We start from the raw sequence: 15,586 nt of genomic DNA, 5'->3' as shown, positions 1-15,586 counted from the left end.
TTTGATAGTTCTGCGGCTCATTCCATATTCGTTCATCTGGGGAGGACGACTTAAATCTGACCGTCAGATGTATGTGTTTGAAGCCTTCTCAATAAGCCTAAATGCAGCGTTTCTGATTTTGATGATGACCCTGGCCGGGTGATTCAATTTTCCGGTTAGCGCTCAGTTTATCAAAGTTTTGCTGTGGACAATGATGATTTTATTTGCGCTCAATTCAGTGGGTAATCTGTTTTCAAGAACAAAACTGGAGCGTGCTGTTTTCACCCCTGTAACCATTATGATCACAATACTCCTTGCTTCCATTATATTTGCCGGAAATTAATGCTCAACACGATAAACCAGAAATTACTCAGAAGGAGTCCTTTGGACAAAATACAATAAAAAAATCTCAAATAAAACTCAATGTACAAAGGATCAAAAATTCAAACCCCTAAAGCAGCACTGAATGTGGATTAGTTTGGGTAATTGAATTTTTAATTTGGTATTTTTTTGTCATTTGACATTTGTCATTTTCCTATGGATGCCTTCGGCAGAAAATTCTGCCAAAAAAAGCAAGAGATTAAAAAATAAGATACTTCCCCATGGCAGGAAAGCGCTGTAAAGAGGATAAAAAGAAAGTTTCTCCAAACGATAAGTTTGTCTGTAGCAAATGCAACAACTCTGCAAATAAAAAGGAAAAACTCTGTAAACCCCAAAAGACCTGACCATGCTATCACTCGAACAGGCCATGATATTTGCTGCCGGACTTGGAACCCGCCTTCGTCCCCTCACCGGGAATTTGCCCAAGGCGTTGGTCGAGATTGGCGGCAAGACCATGATTGAACGCGTGATTGAAAAACTAAAAGCCCATGGTGTCCAACGCATCGTAATCAACCTTCATCATTTCCCCGATCTGATCAGGTCTTTTGTAAAAGAAAAGAATGATTTCGGGATTGAAATCCTGTTCTCCGATGAGTCAGATTTACTGCTTGATACAGGTGGCGGATTGAAAAAAGCAGCGTCATTGTTTGATCAATCCAAGCCCATTTTAATTCATAATGTGGATGTGTTTTCCGGCCTTGATCTTAATGAAATACTTGATTATCATATGAAGAGAAAAGCGCTGGCTACTCTTTTTGTCCAAAAGAGGCAGAGTTCCCGCTATTTTCTTTTTGACGAAAGTTTGCGATTGACGGGATGGCGCAATTTAGCAACAAGGGAGGAAATTATTCCATTAAATCCACATGATGAACTGACTGAACTTGCTTTCAATGGCATTCATATCATCAATCCGGAACTCCTGGAATTAATCGATGAAGACGGTAAATTCTCCATCGTTCAGGTTTATTTAAGGTTGTCGGCAAGCCGGCGTATTATTGGATTTCGAAACGATCGTGTGCCTTATGTTGATATCGGAAAGCCGGAAAGCTTAATGGAGGCTGAGAAGCTTTTATTTTTGGTTTAATTCCGTAATTTCGGTTTGCAGGCAATATTTTTTACTTTTTACCCTTTATAAATTGATTTACAAGTAAATTCTATTTTTGCGGCGGACAAAACTAAACCAATTGTTGATGCTCAGGATATTCCAAGCCGTTTTCATCATTCATCTATTTCTGGTAAATCTTCAAATATTAGCACAGACTTCGAGCCGGCAGATGACCCGTGAGGAGTATGTTGCTGCCTACAAGGATATGGCAATCAGAGAGATGTATGAATTTGGTATTCCTGCCAGTATCAAGTTGGCGCAGGCTATTCTCGAATCGGGGAATGGGAACAGTAAACTGGCAAGGGAGGCCAATAATCATTTTGGTATCAAATGCCATGGTTGGCAGGGTGAATCCATTAAAGTGGATGACGATGCGCCACAGGAGTGTTTTCGCAAATATGACAATCCAGATCAGTCCTACAAGGACCATTCGGCTTTTTTAACAACCCGACCGCGTTACGCCTCCCTCTTTGAACTTGAAACAACCGACTACAAAGGGTGGGCGCATGGATTAAAGCAGGCCGGTTATGCCACAAACCCCCGGTATGCTGAACTTGTAATTAAAATTATCGATGACCTCAATCTCGATCAATATGATGTGCCCCGAAGCGTAATTCTTGCCGGTAAAAAACCCGGTAAAGAAAATTCTGAATCCTGGCAAAAGACGGGAACCGATGGCAAACCAACAACCGGCAAACGCCAGATTTTGACCAATAATGGACGGAAATATATTATATCAAAAAAAGGAGACAACTTTTTCGACTTAGCCAAAGAATTCAACATCTACAGTTACCAGCTATGGAAATATAATGAGCTGAAGCGCAGCGATAAACTCACAGAAGGTGAAATGGTTTACCTTGAAAAGAAAAAAGCAAAAGGCTCTGCCCCTTTCCACACGTTTTCGAAAGGTGAAAATATGCGTACTATTTCCCAGGTATATGGCATTCGGCTTGAGCGTTTGTACAAACTCAATCGGATGAAGGCAGGCGAAGAACCGCGTATCGGTCAGATTTTGTGGCTGCAGGAGCGCAAGCCTGCAGAGTAATTGCTCCGAAGTGACGGATATCAACCTTTTTCCATTTTTAACATTCCCAAAAACAATCGTTTGTAAAAATTATTTTTACCTTTGCGCCCAATTTTTTCTATAGATTTGAGCTTAAAAAAATCATGATAAACATAACACTGCCGGATAATAGTGTTCGACAATTTCAGGAAGGTGTAACCGGGCTGGACATTGCTAAAAGTATCAGCGAAGGCCTTGCCAGAAACGTCCTCGCTGCTGAGGTAAATGGTGATGTGTGGGATGCCACCCGCCCCATTACCAGCGATGCTGCCATAAAATTGCTTACATGGGAAAACAAGGAGGGCAAAGCTACAATGTGGCATTCATCAGCCCACCTGATGGCCGAAGCCATCGAAGCATTGTTCCCTGGTGCCAAATTTGGTATCGGCCCAAACATCGAGAGCGGATTTTATTATGATGTTGACACGGGTGAGCAACCGGTTACAGAAGCTGATCTAGTTGCCATCGAAAATAAAATGAAGGAGTTGGCTAAAGAAAGGCACATTTACAAACGTCGTGAAGTATCAAAGCAGGAGGCAATAGATTATTTCAGTAAAAAAGGTGATGAATATAAACTGGAATTGATCAGCGAGTTGGAAGACGGTCAGATTACCTTTTATGAGTCAGGTAATTTTATTGACCTCTGCCGTGGACCCCATTTACCTGATACAGGCTTTATCAAAGCAATCAAATTAACCAGCATTGCCGGCGCTTACTGGCGGGGAGATGAGAAACGCAAGCAACTTACCCGCATCTACGGGATAACATTTCCAAAAGCCAAAGAACTTGAGGATTACCTGGTAATGCTCGAAGAGGCCAAAAAGCGTGACCATCGTCGTCTTGGAAAAGAATTAGAAATTTTTACTTTTTCCCAGAAAGTTGGACTTGGTTTACCTCTATGGTTGCCAAAGGGCGCTGAATTGAGAGAACGCCTTGAATCGTTCCTGAAAAAAGTTCAAAAAGAGGCCGGGTACCAGCCGGTAATCACTCCACATATTGGGAACGTTGAGCTTTACAGAACATCAGGTCATCTTCAGAAATATGGCCAGGAATCATTCAGACCGATTTCCACACCAATCCCGGGTGAGGAATTTTTCCTCAAGCCCATGAATTGCCCGCATCATTGCGAGATTTTTAATTCAAAACCTCATTCCTATAAAGACCTGCCTCTTCGTTATGCTGAGTTTGGTACTGTGTATCGGTACGAACAAAGTGGTGAGTTGCACGGACTTACAAGGGTTAGAGGATTTACCCAGGATGATGCGCACATCTTCTGCACTCCTGACCAGGTTAAATCCGAATTTGTTGGGGTAATCAGGATCGTAATGAAAATTTTCAAGGCATTGGATTTCAAGGATTTCATTACACAAATTTCATTGCGTGATCCGAATAACCGCGAAAAATACATTGGTTCCGACGAGAACTGGGAAAAAGCCGAACGAGCCATACTCGAAGTGGCAGAAGAGTCAGGGCTTGAAACAGTTATTGAGCATGGTGAAGCTGCATTTTATGGACCTAAAATGGATTTCATGGTACGTGATGCCCTGGGACGCAGATGGCAGCTTGGTACCATCCAGGTTGATTACAACCTTCCGGAACGATTCGAACTTGAATACACCGGAAGCGACAACGAAAAGCACCGCCCGGTGATGATTCACCGTGCACCCTTCGGATCAATGGAAAGGTTTGTTGCCGTGCTCATTGAGCATTGTGCAGGCAAATTTCCACTCTGGCTGGCGCCGGTTCAGGCCATCATCTTGCCAATCAGTGAAAAATATCATGCATATGCCGAAAACGTATTATCTTTGCTGGCCAGTTTGGATATTCGTGCTGAGATTGATACAAGAAGTGAAAAAGCCGGTAAGAAGATACGCGACGCCGAATTGAAACGTATTCCTTTCATGCTTATCGTTGGTGAAAAAGAAGAAACTGAAAATACAATTTCGGTAAGAAAGCAAGGGGAAGGCGACATGGGATCTTTCACAGCCGAGTCGTTTGCCAATCATATTAGCAGCGAAATAAAAAAACTGATGGCTGTATAGTCATCGCATTGTTTAACAAAATTTTAGGAGGATAAATTATAGCAACGCCTTTAAGAAGTAATTTTAACAGACGTCCTTTACAACGGAAGAAAGAGAATCCGCACAAAATCAATGAAGAGATCAAAGGACCGGTAGTCCGCCTTGTCGGTGAAAACGTTGAACAAGGTATCATCACCGTTAAAGAAGCGCTTGACATAGCCAAAGAATTGGAACTTGATCTTGTCGAAATTTCTCCGGCCGCCAATCCACCGGTATGTAAAGTGTTGGATTATAAGAAGTTTCTTTACGATTCAAAGAAAAAGCAAAAAGAGATCAAAGCCAAAACCTCGAAGGTAGTGGTAAAAGAAATCAGATTAGGTCCAAATACCGATGACCATGATTTTAACTTCAAGCTGAATCATGCTAAAAAATTCCTTGAAGAGGGAGCAAAGGTGAAAGTAGAGGTTTTTTTCAGAGGAAGGACCATTGTTTACAAAGATAAAGGTGAACTGATGTTGCTCAGATTTGCCCAGGAAGTGGAGGAAGTTGGTAAAGTTGAAAAATTGCCATTGCTCGAGAAGAAAAGAATGATCATGATCATTGCACCGAAAAAGAGTTAGAATAACAAGTATATCAACCATTTAATACACTTTTAGTAATGCCAAAGATGAAGACAAAGGCCAGTGCAAAAAAACGCTTTACGTTTACAGGCACAGGCAAAATCAAGAGAAGACACGCTTACAAAAGTCACATTTTGACCAAAAAGTCGAAAAAGCGCAAACGCAACCTTGGTTATTTTACCATTGTTGACAACGCAGATGTGAAAAATGTTAAAGCCATGCTTATCAAGTAATTATTTCAATTGTTTAACTTGTGTTTAGCAGAAAAAGTTCCCGGAAGCGCGGGGCGCTAGCACAAAAAAATTAATCACTATGCCAAGATCAGTAAATGCAGTAGCATCGCGTGCCAGGCGGAAAAAAATCCTGAAACGCACAAAAGGACAGTTCGGATCACGTAAAAACGTTTGGACAGTTGCGAAAAACTCTTACGAGAAAGGCCAACAGTATGCCTATCGCGACCGTCGGACAAAAAAGAGGAATTTCAGAGCACTCTGGATTCAGCGTATCAACGCCGGAGTAAGGATGCACGGTTTGTCTTACTCAGTATTCATCGGAAGACTTGCCAAGGAAAACATACAGCTCAGCCGCAAGGTGCTGGCCGACCTGGCCATGAATCACCCCGAAGCTTTCAAAGCTGTGGTGGACAAAGTAAAAGCATAACCACAAGAAAATCAAAGCAGGTTCGCCTGCTTTTTTTGTTTTTACAAAGTAATGACCTCCGATTTCGCAGAGTTAAGCTGCATAAACAACTTCCTGATTAAACAGTAAATGATACCCCTTTTATTTTATATACGGATTATTAAGAAATTCCTAATGCTAGCGCTTTGAAAACATTGCGATTAATTCTTGGTGATCAACTCAGCTTAATTCATTCATGGTTCAACACCACCGACCCTGAGGTGCTTTATGTGATGATGGAAATCAGACCTGAAACTGATTACGTTAAGCATCACATTCAAAAGCTTCTTGGAGTGCTTGGCGCCATGCGGCAATTTGCAGATCAGTTAAGAACTGTAGGGCATAATTTAGTCTATCTGAAGTTGACCGAGGTTGACAATTTGCAACTTTTCGGGAAAAACATCAATGCCATCATTCTAAAAAATAACATTGAATGTTTTGAGTACCAGGAGCCCGATGAGTACAGAGTTGATCAGCTGCTGAAGTCATTTTGCAACGAATTAAACATTACCTGGAAGATGGTACCATCTGAGCATTTTCTAACTTCGCGATATGAGTTGAAAGATTTTTTCGGTAAAAAAAATTACCTGATGGAAAGTTTCTATCGCGAAATGCGGCGCCGCTTCAATGTCCTGATGGAAAACGGTCAACCTATTGGTGGTCAGTGGAACTTTGATGCAAACAACCGCAATCGCTACGATGGTAGAATACCAATCCCAAAGCCCCTTAAATTTGATAATGATCTGACCGAAGTTTTTCGGGATATGAAGATATCTGGTGTTGATAGTTTCGGTAATGCCGATCCGTCGCACTTCACCTACCCGATAAACCGAAAACAGGCGCTGGAATTGGTGGATTATTTCGACAAGAACCTGCTTCCACATTTTGGCACTTACCAGGATGCTATGGTGAAAAATTCTACTTCCCTGTTCCATGCACGAATTTCTTTCGCATTGAATACAAAAATGATTAGCCCGCTCGAAGTGATAAGAAGTGCTGTTGAAACCTGGCAGTCCCGTCCTGATGAAATTGGACTGGAGCAGGTCGAAGGGTATGTCAGGCAGATCTTAGGATGGAGAGAATACGTTAGAGGTGTTTATTGGGCAAAAATGCCGGACTACGCTAAAATGAATTACTTTGATCATAAAAATAAGCTACCCGAATTTTACTGGACGGGCGATACCCGCATGAATTGCCTGAAACATGCCATTCGCCAGTCACTTGACAAAGCCTATGCACATCACATTCAGCGCCTGATGATAACCGGAAATTTTGCTCTTTTAGCTCAGGTTCATCCGGACGAAGTGGATGCCTGGTACCTTGGTATTTACATTGATGCTTTCGAATGGGTGGAGTTAACCAACACACGCGGCATGAGCCAGTATGCCGACGGAGGGATCATGGCTTCAAAACCTTATGTCAGTTCGGCCAATTACATCAATAACATGAGTGACTATTGTAGAAGTTGCTTTTATGATGCGAAGAAACGAATTGGCGCAAATGCCTGCCCCTTCAACAGCTTGTATTGGAATTTCTTTGACAGGCACCAGGACAAATTACGGAAAAATCCACGTATTGGCATGGCGTACCGAAACCTGGACAAGATGAATCCTGAGGAGAAAGCAGCACTTTTGGAGCAGGCTGAGAAATACCTCGATACAATGAATGAGTTGTAAAGATTTTGGCTTGCCATTAAAATGTCTACTTTTTAGCAATGTTGGGTTTTACTTGCCTACCATCACTTTTCGAAAAACGTTTATACCATCAATATTCATTCTCAACACGTAAAGACCTGATTTCAAATTACCCACATCAATGGAAGTTGATTTTTGCGATGATGTTTGGTAGTAAATGACCCTTCCGGTGATATCTATCAGGGCAATTGAGGTTATTTCCTTATTTGGATCAAGCAACATTACATTGATTTTGTCGGTTGCCGGGATAGGATAGATCAAAAGCTGATTGTCAAGCAGGTGGTTGGAAATACCTGCAGTGTGGCAGATCAGAGGAAATATGGCATGATCAATATTGATGTTCCAGCTATACTGACTGTTGGAATAGGGATACCAGTTGCCGTTATCGTGCTGTTCCCATCCGTTTCCATTTTCAACATCTCCATCATAGTTGGTTAAAAGTGCCAGTGTGTCACCGGGAACCTGTGGCAGTTCAACTCCAAGAAAAAATAAGTTGTTTATAGCAGGTGGAGCAGAGAAAAAGATTGCTGTGGACCATTCGAATTCAACCTCTTGCACAATTTGGGAAATTGGTATTTCTACCTCTGCAAGGACTGTAGAAGGAGAATTCATCACACCATCACCTTCCCACGCCAGAAAACTCACGGATAGGTCGCTGGCCAGAGATTTTTTGGCTATGGCAAATTCAAATATCCCTCCAATCAATGTGCTTTGTGGCTCAAAACTATCATAAACGCTAGCCTTAGCCAGGTCGCCGTAAGAGTTGTTTCCTGAAACATATCCTGAACCATTCCCAATGATTTCATAATAAGTATAATCCCCCTCAAGGGGGTAAGCAATTGTATCACATGCACCTTCGGTTGTAACTGTAATATAGTTTTCCCGTGTCAGGGAGTTTGAGGTGGTTTCATCCAGGATTGTGAGTTTAATCGTATAACTGCCAGGTTCCTGATAAATATGAAGAGGATTTTTGACAGTATCAGTCTGGCCATCACCAAAAGTCCATGTCCATTTTATGGGGTCACCTTCAGACATATCTTTAAATTGCACCGACATGGGAGCAACACCAAACCTGTGCATAACAGAAAAATTTGCGATCAGGTTTTTCTCTTCCAAAAAAACATTTGATGATGAGGACATAGTTTCCAAGGGGGAAATCTGTGAAACATTACGCTGAGCATAAAGCAAATCAGATTGGGAAAATATCAGGATAATAGAAATAGCAAAAACAGGGAACCTCATGTTGACGAATTTTGCAGCGAAATTACACTAAAAAAGTTACTACGGCCAAAAGGCGACACTCGCGCACAATTGGATATTTTCCTACATTTTATTACACAAGGTGGCCAGCTTTTAGAAAACAATCCTATTTTTGAAAACTGAATTCAAATGTACTTTTTATTTCACTCAAAACAAAAATTTATGACTTTTCAACTAAATTTAAAACAGTTCTTCTTTGGAAAATGTCTTACAACATTTCTACTTGCAGGCTTGGTAATGCTTGCCAGTGCAGAAGTAATGGCTCAAAAAAAGAAAGACAAGGAGTCTGCCGGCGACACATTGAAATCATCAACCTTCTCTGGACTTAAATGGAGGAGTATCGGGCCGGCTTTTACCTCCGGGCGTATTTCAGATTTTGCAGTGAATCCAGACAACTCAAGTGAATACTATGTTGCTGTGGCCTCAGGTCACCTTTGGAAAACAGTAAACAACGGCACTACATTCGAGCCGATCTTCGACAATTACGGTGCTTATGCCATAGGCAGGGTCACAATTGATCCTTCAAATACAAACATTGTTTGGCTGGGTACAGGTGAAAAGAATCACCAACGGGCCCTGGGTTACGGTAATGGCGTTTATCGCTCATTGGACGGAGGAAAGTCATGGGAGAACATGGGATTGAAAGAATCGCGCCAGATTGGGCAGATAGTCGTTCATCCGACCAACAGTAACATAGTTTATGTGGCTGCTGAAGGTTCGGTTTGGGGACCGGGTGGAGATCGCGGTCTTTACAAAACCGTTGATGGAGGAAAGACATGGGAAAAAGTACTGGAAATCAGTGAAGACACAGGTGTTAACGATATTGTAATGGATCCGCGCGATCCGGATGTTCTTTATGCCACTTCAGAGCAGCGCCGCCGGAGGGTGTTTACCAAAATCGGCGGAGGCCCTGAGTCGGCAGTGTACAAAACCACTGATGGTGGTAAAACCTGGAACAAGATCATGAAAGGGCTGCCAGGTGCTCATTGGGGTGGCGGTAGTCTGGCCATCTCACCTGTAAATCCCGATATTGTTTATCTGGCGCTTGAAGCTGCAGATGAACAGGGAGGTTTTTTCAGAACAACAAACCGCGGCGCTTCATGGGAAAAAATGAATGATTACCATGCCAGTGGCCAGTATTTTAACATCATCATTGCGGATCCGGTTGATGAAAATAAAGTGTATCTCATGGATGTCGTTTCAAAAGTCACTACCGACGGTGGAAAAACCTGGAGCAATATCGGGTTGAGCGGACGTCATGTGGATGATCATGCGATGTGGATTGACCCGAATAATACTGACCATTTTATGATCGGTGGTGATGGCGGTGTTTATGAAACCTTTGATGCAGGGAAAAATTGGCTGTTCAAAAGTAACCTGCCCGTTACCCAATTTTACAGGGTTAACGTGGATGATACTGAACCCTTTTACTGGGTTTATGGTGGTACACAGGACAACAACAGTCTTGGCGGACCTTCAAGGAGCATTAGTTCATCAGGTGTTTCAAGCTGCGAATGGATCACAACGCTTGGAGGCGACGGATTTTTCCAGGCCATTGAGCCAGGCAATCCCGATATTGTTTACTCTGCCTATCAATATGGAAATATTTTCAGGTATGACAAAAAATCAGAAGAACGGATTAAAATCCGCCCGGAACCGCGCAAAGATGAGCTAACCTACCGCTGGAACTGGAACACACCATTTTTCCTCAGCCCTCATTCCAATACACGTCTGTATATTGCGGCCAATAAAGTTTTCCGAAGTAATGATCGAGGCAACAGTTGGGAAGTAATCAGCGAAGACCTGACCCGCAACGAAGACCGCAATCAGTTCCCGGTGATGGGAAAATACTGGCCTTCGAATGCTGTGGCAAAGGATGTTTCCACTTCACAATGGGGGACCATCGTCTCGCTGGCTGAGTCCCCAAAGCAGGAAGGTTTGCTGTATGCCGGATCTGATGACGGACTGATCCAGGTAAGTGAAAACAGCGGTGATAGCTGGACGAAAATCAGTACTTTTCCCGGGGTCCCCGAATACACATACGTCAGTGACATCAAGCCGTCAAAGCATGACGCAAATATTGTGTTTGCTGCTTTCGACGGGATTAAAAACGACGACTTTAAACCCTACCTCCTCAAAAGTACCGATAAGGGTAACTCATGGACTTCCATTGCCGGAAACCTCCCATCTAACGAAACAGTGCACACGATCATTCAGGATCACATCAATCCTGATTTGTTATTTGTCGGAACAGAGTTCAATGTTTTCTTTTCGATTGATGGCGGTAAAATGTGGACTGAATTATCCAGCGGTATTCCCGATGTTGCTATGAAAGACCTGAAAATTCAGGAACGCGAAAACGATCTTGTGGTTGCTACTTTCGGGCGCGGATTTTATATTATTGACGATTATTCGCCGCTCAGGGAGCTATCGCCTGAGAAGCTGAAGGACAGTGAAGCCTTGATTTTCCCAATAAAAGACGCCTTGATGTATGCCCAGAGCGGAATGCGTTACGGCCAGGGCGCCACTTACTTTATTGCGCCCAATCCTCCATTTGGAGCTACTTTTACCTGGTATCTCAAAGAAGCACCAAAGACTAAGAAGCAGGAGCGGCTGGATAAGGAAAAAGAGTTATTTAAAGCCGGTGATCCCATACTTCAGCCCAAGCGCGAACAACTGGTTGAAGAGGAAAATGAGCTGGCACCCATGCTGGTTTTCACCATCGCTGATGAAAAAGGAAACATAGTGCGAAAGCTTTACCAAAAACCTTCAGCCGGCATCAACCGTACAACCTGGAACTTACGCTATCAGGGGAAAAACCCTGTCAGCCTAAGAAAAGACAAATTCGATCCTTTCAGCGAAGGTCAATCGGGAATGCATGCGCTGCCTGGTAAATATTTTGTTTCGATGGCAATGGATCATAATGGAGAAATCACAGAATTGGCCGGCCCTATTGCGTTTACTGCTAAACCATTAAACAACACAACCTTGCCGGCTGAAGACCGCATTGCAATGGTAGCCTATCAGAACAAGGTAGCCGAGTTGGCCCGTTCGATGAGTGGCGCCGAAAACTTCATGGAAGATCTGATGAAAAAGAATGAGCATATCCGTCAGGCCTTGCACAACACACCTGAAGCTCCGGCTGAACTGGCACAGAAGGCAAAAAAAATCTATGAAGAATTGAAAGAGATCGAATATAGATTTAATGGAACCCCGGCAAAAGCAAGCTCAGAGGAAATCCCACCAGAACAGATGCCTCTGAACGACCGTCTGGGTGTCATCGCATACTCACACTGGAATTCAACTTCAGCACCAACCAAAACACAAACCGACAATTACGACATCCTGATGGAGGAACTTCCTCCGGTGATCGCCGAAATCCAGCGGATTGATCTTGAGATCAAATCCATCGAAACCGAAATGGAGAAATTACGTGCTCCCTGGACCCCTGGACGACTGCCGCAACTGAACAGAAATTAGTGTTGGCTGATTTATTCGACAATCTAACCTTCCGGTGTGGTGACGCCCGGAAGGTTTTTTTATACCTCCCTTGCATTGTAAATGATTTTGTATTACCTTTCGCAGACTTTTCAAATTCAAGTTTTTCTTAATTGATTAAAAGGAGGTGATCATGAAACTTAAATTTTTATTCATCGTAATTGCCATTCTGTTAGCTTTTCAGCCGGCAATTTCCAACCCCATCATGGAAGAAGATATCGTTACAGAAATCTACTTTGAAGATGGGAACTGGTACATTTTGATTAATCATAATATTTTCTGGCTCTATGGTATTGAGTCTTTGCAGGATATCAGCATTTCCTCAACCAACGGCCCACTAATCATCGATCCCGATTTTATTCCAAATACCAGTAATGCTTTCACCGTGTTGACTGTAGAAAACCTTTTGCAGCCTGTTTCAATCTCACCGGAGGCAGGAGCACTTTTTGTTGCAATAACCGTGAACGACCAATACTGGGAACTTCAGGAGATCATGTGGGGGACTCAGTCAAGTATTGCCGTCGGACCAGTTCTTCCAGGGCAATCCATCAATTATTTACCTTTTAGTTACGATCAGATGCAGGTAGTTTGGATGCCTATCAAAAATGCTTCACCCTACTTTTACAATGGCTACTGGAATGGAACATGGGAAGGGGTTTTCCAGGGATATCTTACCGATCACAATGGAAATCCTGTCGAAAATGCTGAAATTAAATATATCAATGATTTATTTCTCTGGCCTTTGGGCAGTTTAACGCCCCTGACCACAACTACAGGAGGATTTTTCCAGGAGAGCCTTTATGCGAAAATGTACCACTTCGACAAGGTCATTAAAGATGGTGAGGAATATGAAATAGATTACTGGTTAAATATGGAACCTGGAGTTACGATCACAATGGACCTGGTTGTTGATATGTCTGTTGGGATGGCAGAGATAACCCGGATGTATAAAGTGAAATTTAAAAATTCTCCCAATCCATTGAAAGATCAAACAACCATCGAACTATGTATTGATGAAGAAACAGATTTTATTGAAGGGATGATCAATATCAACTGCTTAAAAGGTTCTGTGGTGGCAGTGATTCCTTTCTCAAGATCAGATTTTCATAACAATATCTTCAGGCAGGAATGGAAAAACGGATTGGAATACAATCTGCCAGAAGGCCAATATCTTATTTCGGTAGTCATGGACGGAAAAAAGGTGGCTGACTCAAAAATGATCATTGCAAGATGAAGCAACTGATAATGTTGGTTTTAATTCTTGGTCTGATCACTGATACCAAATCCCAGAACATTGAATTTTTCAGCGAAAACTTAACTTTCAGGCTCCAGAAAGGCTTGTTTGAAGTGGATGGGATATATTTTTTCAGAAATGAAACCGGTTCAGATGTAAAGAAGGCGCTGTTTTATCCATTCCCTGATACCGAAACATATGGCCCAGTCAGTTTCTTATCAATAAAAAAGGAGGGTGACACAGTTTCAATGCTGATCAACCAAACGGACAAAGGTGCATTGTTCCTGGCTTCTTTACAATCTAATGAGGAAGTCGCTTATCATATTATTTACCGGCAAAAACTAAATTCGAAAAAGGCCACGTACATTATCACAACCACTCAAAAATGGGGGAAACCTTTTAAAACGGCTGACTACCGGCTTGAGTTTCCTGATTCGTTGAAGTTCACATCTATTTCCATCGAACCAGATTCTATCTTTATCAAGAACGACCTCAATATCTACATCTGGCATCGGCAAAACTTCATGCCGACGGTGGATTTTGAGTTTGAATTTGAATGATGCGGGTTGTTCCAATAGTATCTCATTTTTCAATTTCTTGCTTTTTTTGGCAGAATTTTCTGCCGAAGGCATCCATAGGAAAATGACAAATGTCAAAAGACAAATAAATACGAAATTTGAAAAATTCAATTACCAAACTGGTACACATTCATTCCTGCCTGACTGCCCTGCCTGCGTGACGCAGTCAGGCAGGGTCAGATAGGCAGGGCTGCTTTCAATGTTTGGATTTTTGATCCTTTGTACATTGAGTTTTATTTGAGATTTGTTTATTGAATTTTGTAATTTCTGGTTTATCCAGTTTAGGTTATTAACAATCCGATTGTTGATGACTTTCTAAGAATTTCCGGCCTTTTTTATTTTTCAAACACTATTTTTGCCCAAAATACATTAGCAGTGTATCAATGAGTTTTTCAAAAGCCAACATACTAGTCATTCTTTTTCTGTTTATGAATGCATTGTGCCTGCCAGCGCAGGACTATCCAAGTGTCAAAGCAGAGAAAGGTGAGGGGATCTACGCATTGTTGCGCCGGCACAACCTCGATCCCGATGAACATTACAAAACTTTTCTTGAAATCAATAAAAACCGCCTGAACCCTAACCTGCAACTTATCCAGGGAAAATCATACCTGCTTCCGGTAACACTTGAATCTATGCCAAAGGAAGATAAGAACCTTACAGGAGTTTATCCCATTTTTGGAAAAAAATATGAAACGGTGGAGTTCCTGAGTGAGCAATTGAGGGGAGCAGTTTTTTATATCGTCGCAGGGCACGGTGGACCTGACCCGGGGGCAGTTGGTAAAAAGAATAACCATACACTGTGTGAAGATGAATATGCTTATGATATAGCGCTCAGGCTTGCACGAAACCTGATCGAGTATAATGCCACGGTTTATGTAATTACCCGTGATCCTAATGATGGAATCAGGGATGACGCCTACCTGAAATGCGACAAAGACGAGCGCTCCTGGGGTGACCATACAATCCCTCTGAACACTACTTTGCGGTTGAAACAAAAAGTGGATGCAGTGAATGAACTCTATGAAAAACACAGGGGACAATATCAGCGGAAAATTGAATTGCATGTTGATTCAAGGTATTCGAACCAGAAAGTGGATATCTTTTTTTATTATCACCCGGGTAGCAGCCAGGGGAAAAAGTTGGGCGAAACCTTACTAAAAACAATTAAGGCCAAATACGATGAGCATCAACCCAACCGCGGATACAAAGGAACCCTGAGCGACAGGAATCTCTATACCCTGAGAAACACAAAACCTGTATCGTCATACATTGAACTGGGAAACATCAATCATCCGAAAGATTTGGAACGGCTTATCATCGTGAGCAACCGGCAGGCCATTGCCAATTGGCTCACTCTTGGGCTGATTAAAGATTTTGAAAATTCGAGGAAATGAAAACATTTATCTGTTAAACGCAAGCCTCTCCCCACGGCTGGATTCATCAAAGCTTCCGTTATCGAAAACAAGATTTCCATT

Annotated in this window: 12 protein-coding genes; 11 read left to right on the top strand and 1 reads right to left on the bottom strand. The window is 42.3% G+C overall.

Annotated elements, in window-relative coordinates:
* Nucleotides 1-706 precede the first annotated feature (706 nt).
* From IH598_15420 to IH598_15390, 7 genes are all read left to right on the top strand, one after another.
* Nucleotides 707-1,444 (top strand): nucleotidyltransferase family protein, encoded by a 738-nt coding sequence (locus IH598_15420; protein MBE0639906.1) that lies wholly within the window; start codon nt 707-709, stop codon nt 1,442-1,444.
* Nucleotides 1,445-1,550: 106 nt separating this feature from the next.
* Nucleotides 1,551-2,510 (top strand): glucosaminidase domain-containing protein, encoded by a 960-nt coding sequence (locus IH598_15415; GenBank protein MBE0639905.1) that lies wholly within the window; start codon nt 1,551-1,553, stop codon nt 2,508-2,510.
* 122 nt (nt 2,511-2,632) lie between these two features.
* Entirely contained in the window at nt 2,633-4,570 is a 1,938-nt protein-coding gene (gene thrS, locus IH598_15410) for a threonine--tRNA ligase (GenBank protein ID MBE0639904.1), read from the top strand.
* 38 nt (nt 4,571-4,608) lie between these two features.
* Nucleotides 4,609-5,169: a translation initiation factor IF-3 gene (locus tag IH598_15405; GenBank protein ID MBE0639903.1), complete on the top strand. Its 561-nt coding sequence runs from the start codon at nt 4,609-4,611 to the stop codon at nt 5,167-5,169.
* Nucleotides 5,170-5,207: 38 nt separating this feature from the next.
* Nucleotides 5,208-5,402 carry a 50S ribosomal protein L35 gene (gene rpmI, locus IH598_15400; GenBank protein ID MBE0639902.1) on the top strand — a complete coding sequence of 65 codons (195 nt, stop codon included), beginning with the start codon at nt 5,208-5,210 and terminating at the stop codon, nt 5,400-5,402.
* A 79-nt stretch (nt 5,403-5,481) separates the two neighbouring features.
* Nucleotides 5,482-5,829, top strand: coding sequence for a 50S ribosomal protein L20 (gene rplT / locus IH598_15395; GenBank protein MBE0639901.1), 348 nt, complete (start codon nt 5,482-5,484; stop codon nt 5,827-5,829).
* Nucleotides 5,830-5,993: 164 nt separating this feature from the next.
* Nucleotides 5,994-7,523: a cryptochrome/photolyase family protein gene (locus IH598_15390; GenBank protein ID MBE0639900.1), complete on the top strand. Its 1,530-nt coding sequence runs from the start codon at nt 5,994-5,996 to the stop codon at nt 7,521-7,523.
* A gap of 48 nt (nt 7,524-7,571) precedes the next feature.
* Here IH598_15390 and IH598_15385 read toward each other — a convergent pair whose 3' ends face one another.
* On the bottom strand, nt 7,572-8,783 hold the full coding sequence (locus tag IH598_15385) for a T9SS type A sorting domain-containing protein (GenBank protein MBE0639899.1): 1,212 nt from the start codon (nt 8,781-8,783) through the stop codon (nt 7,572-7,574).
* 180 nt (nt 8,784-8,963) lie between these two features.
* On the opposite strand from IH598_15385, the gene IH598_15380 reads away from it, so the two are divergent.
* The 4 genes from IH598_15380 to IH598_15365 all read left to right on the top strand — a co-directional run bounded on the left by IH598_15380 (nt 8,964) and on the right by IH598_15365 (nt 15,505).
* On the top strand, nt 8,964-12,281 hold the full coding sequence (locus IH598_15380) for a glycosyl hydrolase (GenBank protein MBE0639898.1): 3,318 nt from the start codon (nt 8,964-8,966) through the stop codon (nt 12,279-12,281).
* A 151-nt stretch (nt 12,282-12,432) separates the two neighbouring features.
* The gene (locus IH598_15375) at nt 12,433-13,533 is read left to right on the top strand and encodes a hypothetical protein (GenBank protein MBE0639897.1); all 1,101 of its coding nucleotides are present in this window, start codon (nt 12,433-12,435) and stop codon (nt 13,531-13,533) included.
* Nucleotides 13,530-14,093 (top strand): hypothetical protein, encoded by a 564-nt coding sequence (locus tag IH598_15370; protein ID MBE0639896.1) that lies wholly within the window; start codon nt 13,530-13,532, stop codon nt 14,091-14,093. The genes IH598_15375 and IH598_15370 overlap by 4 nt, the downstream gene beginning before the upstream one ends.
* Before the next feature lie 401 nt (nt 14,094-14,494).
* A complete protein-coding gene (locus IH598_15365) occupies nt 14,495-15,505 on the top strand; it encodes an N-acetylmuramoyl-L-alanine amidase (GenBank protein ID MBE0639895.1) in 1,011 nt (336 codons plus the stop codon).
* Nucleotides 15,506-15,586: the final 81 nt, after the last annotated feature.

Source organism: Bacteroidales bacterium (assembly GCA_014860585.1).
Taxonomy (GTDB): domain Bacteria; phylum Bacteroidota; class Bacteroidia; order Bacteroidales; family 4484-276; genus RZYY01.
This window is presented reverse-complemented; position numbering and strand designations above follow the sequence as displayed.

What these genes read in the sequence shown, in the direction of transcription:
- IH598_15385 (MBE0639899.1), bottom strand. Translation starts at nt 8,783, where the DNA reads ATGAGGTTCCCTGTTTTTGCTATTTCTATTATCCTGATATTTTCCCAA.
- IH598_15415 (MBE0639905.1), top strand. Translation starts at nt 1,551, where the DNA reads ATGCTCAGGATATTCCAAGCCGTTTTCATCATTCATCTATTTCTGGTA.
- IH598_15375 (MBE0639897.1), top strand. Translation starts at nt 12,433, where the DNA reads ATGAAACTTAAATTTTTATTCATCGTAATTGCCATTCTGTTAGCTTTT.
- rplT (MBE0639901.1), top strand. Translation starts at nt 5,482, where the DNA reads ATGCCAAGATCAGTAAATGCAGTAGCATCGCGTGCCAGGCGGAAAAAA.
- IH598_15365 (MBE0639895.1), top strand. Translation starts at nt 14,495, where the DNA reads ATGAGTTTTTCAAAAGCCAACATACTAGTCATTCTTTTTCTGTTTATG.
- IH598_15420 (MBE0639906.1), top strand. Translation starts at nt 707, where the DNA reads ATGCTATCACTCGAACAGGCCATGATATTTGCTGCCGGACTTGGAACC.
- rpmI (MBE0639902.1), top strand. Translation starts at nt 5,208, where the DNA reads ATGCCAAAGATGAAGACAAAGGCCAGTGCAAAAAAACGCTTTACGTTT.
- IH598_15370 (MBE0639896.1), top strand. Translation starts at nt 13,530, where the DNA reads ATGAAGCAACTGATAATGTTGGTTTTAATTCTTGGTCTGATCACTGAT.
- IH598_15380 (MBE0639898.1), top strand. Translation starts at nt 8,964, where the DNA reads ATGACTTTTCAACTAAATTTAAAACAGTTCTTCTTTGGAAAATGTCTT.
- thrS (MBE0639904.1), top strand. Translation starts at nt 2,633, where the DNA reads ATGATAAACATAACACTGCCGGATAATAGTGTTCGACAATTTCAGGAA.